5 protein-coding genes are annotated in these 3508 nt (G+C 67.0%); 2 read left to right on the top strand and 3 right to left on the bottom strand.

All coding sequences use genetic code 11. The features are described from left to right. On the top strand, positions 1–391 hold a 391-nt coding region (locus ACFWF3_RS28795; RefSeq protein WP_379316654.1), incomplete at its 5' end, for a ferritin. Between the two features lie 142 nt (positions 392–533). After that, positions 534–1082, top strand: coding sequence for a ferritin (locus ACFWF3_RS28790; RefSeq protein WP_379316652.1), 549 nt, complete (start codon positions 534–536; stop codon positions 1080–1082). 242 nt (positions 1083–1324) lie between these two features. On the opposite strand, the gene ACFWF3_RS28785 is transcribed toward ACFWF3_RS28790, so the two are convergent. The 3 genes from ACFWF3_RS28785 to ACFWF3_RS28775 all read right to left on the bottom strand — a co-directional run. Next, positions 1325–2245 carry a DUF5926 family protein gene (locus ACFWF3_RS28785; protein WP_379316650.1) on the bottom strand — a complete coding sequence of 307 codons (921 nt, stop codon included), beginning with the start codon at positions 2243–2245 and terminating at the stop codon, positions 1325–1327. A gap of 63 nt (positions 2246–2308) precedes the next feature. Further along, the gene (locus ACFWF3_RS28780; protein ID WP_378989435.1) at positions 2309–3076 is read right to left on the bottom strand and encodes a glycerophosphodiester phosphodiesterase; all 768 of its coding nucleotides are present in this window, start codon (positions 3074–3076) and stop codon (positions 2309–2311) included. Next, positions 3073–3508 (bottom strand): DUF4328 domain-containing protein (locus tag ACFWF3_RS28775; RefSeq protein ID WP_379316648.1); only part of this gene is annotated, 436 nt, incomplete at its 5' end. The genes ACFWF3_RS28780 and ACFWF3_RS28775, both read right to left, overlap by 4 nt.

Genomic DNA, 3508 nt, shown 5'->3' with positions numbered 1-3508 from the left:
GCCGGAACCCGGTGTTCATCCCGCTCGACGGCAGTACCTCCTCGACCGCGACGTGCCGATCAGCATCGGCGGGCTCGGCGAAGTGCGGTCGGAATTCGATTCCCCGCGCGCCGCGATCGCCTTTCTGCTCGACCGTGAACGGGTCACCACCGCGCAGATCAGCGCGCTCACAGCGGCCGCGCGTGACACCAATGATTTCCTCGGCGAACAATTCATGCAGTGGTTCTTGGGGGAGCAAGTCGACGATGTCGCCGGAATGACCACGCTGCTCACTGTGCTCGACCGACAGGACAACCTGTTCGACGTCGAGGAATTCATCCGCCGTGAACTGCGTGGCGCGGTGCGCGTCGACACCACGGCACCCCGAATGGCAGGCGCGAGTAAGGCATAGCCTCGCCGGCGTGCCGGCCGTGCGCAGCCCAGGAATGGCTGCACATCGGCGCTTATTAGGAAATACTTGGTTAGGGAATACTGTCCTCAATAAGGCTGCACTTGGATGACAACCCCCTATGACCAGCATTAATGTTGCCGCCATGTCGATTCATCCGGAAACCCCGCGAAGCAAGTTCCACACTCTGCTCCAAGACCAGATCCGGCATGAGTTCAATGCCGAGCACCAGTACATCGCGATCGCGGTGTGGTTCGACAACAACGACCTGCCGCAGCTGGCGAAGCGTTTCTACGCACAGTCGGTGGAAGAACGCAATCACGCGATGATGATCGTGCAGTATTTCGTCGACCGCGACATCTCCGTGGAGATCTCGGGCATCGACGCGGCGAAGTCGAAGTTCGAGTCCGCGCGTGAGCCGATCGAACTGGCGCTGGCCCAGGAGAAGACGGTCACCGACCAGATCGTGCAGCTGGCGAGCACCGCTCGTGAAGAGGGCGATTACCTCGGCGAGCAGTTCATGCAGTGGTTCCTGAAGGAACAGGTCGAGGAAGTAGCGCACATGACCACGCTGCTCAATATCGCCGATCGCGCCGGGTCGAACCTGTTCGATCTGGAGGCGTTCATGTGGCGTGAGCTGAGCACCCCGAAGGACGCGTCCGGCGCACCGTCGGTGGCCGGCGGCAGCGTCTAGCTCGAACGCGACAAGGATTCGGCTCGCGGGCAGCGAGCCGAATCCTTCGCGAGCGCTTTACCAGCCGGAGCCGGAGCCGCCCGAGCCGGTGTTGGCCAGCACGGTGCCGATCAAGATCTGGGCGAGACCGGCGATAGATCCGAGAAATTCCACGATGCCTCTTACTTTCCTTGTCACCGATTGTCCGGTTCAGTCGTGAACCTAGCCGACCAAATCTGTGAAAGAGGCATGTTTCATTAAGTTCAGCGCAGGGTGACCTGACGCGACCGCAAACCATCGCGCGAACGACGCTCTTCGCTGGTCATCGGCACGTCGGAGGCCAGCGCCTCGGCCAGGCGAGCACCGAATTCACGTGCCGGGGCCTCCCATTCGGCCGGGTGCCGCTCGGGATCGAGATCGAACACCGGCACCAGCAGACCGTGTGTGCGGAACGAACCGGCGAAGCGCGAACCCTCACCCAGGTGCAGACCACCGGTGGCGTGCACGCGAGCCAGCGCCAGCATCAGCGCGTCCTCGTCTTCGGGACGCACCCAGCGCACATGCGCCTTCTCGCCCGCGTCGACCCACCAGGCCGCGCCGACGGAATCCGGGCCGAGATCCAGCCGCGCCGACGGCATGATGGCCTGCTTGGCCTGCTCGATCGTCGCCGCCACCTGCGGATCCGGGGTGACACCCTCGGGCACCCACCAGTCGAAGTCCTGGTGCACGGTGAGCTCGAGATCGGCGCCGGGATCGATGACATCGGCCAGACGCGGACCACCGTCGGTAGCGTCGGCGGAGTTCAGCGACTCACCGGGCTCGGCCGACTGGGTCCACAGGATCGCCGCCGCGATGTCGGCCGACGGGTCCTCGCCACGGAACTGCATCTGCGTGCCGACGAAGCCGACCGGCTCGTCGCCTGCCCGCACGAGCGCGGCCACCGCGCCGGGCAGCACCGTCGCCAGGGTGACCTCACGCTGCGCGGCCACACCCGGCGCGAGCTTCAAGGTCGCGGTCGCCGACGGCACGAACTCCCGCAGCGCCACCAGATCACATTCGGCGGCAAGACCCTCGAACGGCCGTGTCACGGCCGCGGATGCCTGCTCCTGCGCCGCACGCCGCTGCGCGAGACGCTGAGCCCGATTACTGTCGGGCTTCGGACTGTTCCGCTTGCTTTTACCCACGCGTGGAGTTTATGGCCGGGCGGCAAGTTCGCTTACCGCGCCCCCTGCCCAGGGCGCGTCCGGTCAGACTCCGGCGAGTAGCGCCTTGGTACGACCGGGGTGATTGGTCGCGACCCAGCTGACGCCCAGATCGGCGCACAACGTCACGTCCTCGGGATCGTCGACGGTCCAGCAGTAGGTGGCCCGCCCCGCCGCGGCGGCCTTGTCGACGAGTTCGGGATGCTCACGCAGCGTTTTCACCGACGGCCCCACCGCGGTAGCGCCGACCGTGGTGGCCGCGCCGCCGCCGAGAAACCGCGACGATTCGCCGAGCAGCACCGTCGGCAGCAGCGGGGCGGCGCGGCGGATCCGCCAGACCGCGGTCGCCGCGAACGACATCACCACCGCGCGGGAATGATCGGCCGAGGCGGGCGTGGCGATGCCGAAGCGCTGCAGTTCGGCGAGCACCTTGTTCTCCACCAGGGCGCCGTAGCGCACCGGGTGTTTGGTCTCGATGAACAGTTTCGTCGGGCGGGTGCGCCAGTCGAGGACGAGTCCGATCAGATCGCTGAGCGCGAGCACGCCCTGCGGCGCGTCGTCGGTGCCGAAGTTCATGTCGCGCAGCTCGTCCAGCGTCAGTTCGCTGACCAGGCCGGTGGCGTCGGCGGTGCGGTCGACGGTGCGGTCGTGCACGCAGACCAGGTGGCCGTCGCGGGTGAGCCGGACGTCGCATTCCACACCGTCGGCCCCCTCCTGCAGGGCTAGCTCGTACGCGGCGAGAGTGTGCTCGGGTCGTGCCGCCGACGCGCCACGATGCGCCACCACGAAGGGTGGGCGATTGTTCTGGCTCACTTGGCCACGACCTCCTCCTGCGTATTCTCGCCTGCCCGGACAACATCCGCGCGTTCGGCCTCATCGTGCCCGGCGTCGTCGCGCGCCGCGACAGCGCCCGGCTCGACGGGCGCGATGACGACCTGCGCGGGGTCGGCCGCCATCACCCAGCGATGCGCGGACCTGATGTCGCCGCGCAGGTCGCGACCTTCCAGCGTGCGCACCATCCACAGCGTGAGCATCGCGAACCCGGCAGCACACAGGTTGGTGAAACCGGTGAACGAGACACCGTCGGCCTCGGCCTGCAGGGTCGACGCATCGCGCCACAGCGTCGCCGCGATCAACAGCAGCCCGCTGAACACCCAAGCGGCCCACCAGATCCGCACGGCCCGCCACGAACGCGGATCGGGGTCGGCACCGAGGAGTTCGGTGAGGAACACGCCCGGCCAGATC

This window comes from Nocardia sp. NPDC060220, assembly GCF_042727815.1.
GTDB lineage: Bacteria > Actinomycetota > Actinomycetes > Mycobacteriales > Mycobacteriaceae > Nocardia.
Note: the sequence above shows the minus strand (reverse complement) of the source record. Positions and strands in the feature narration are given on the sequence as shown.

Bases quoted from the DNA above. Each gene is read 5' to 3' on its own strand.
- ACFWF3_RS28790 (WP_379316652.1), top strand. From the start codon at position 534: ATGTCGATTCATCCGGAAACCCCGCGAAGCAAGTTCCACACTCTGCTC.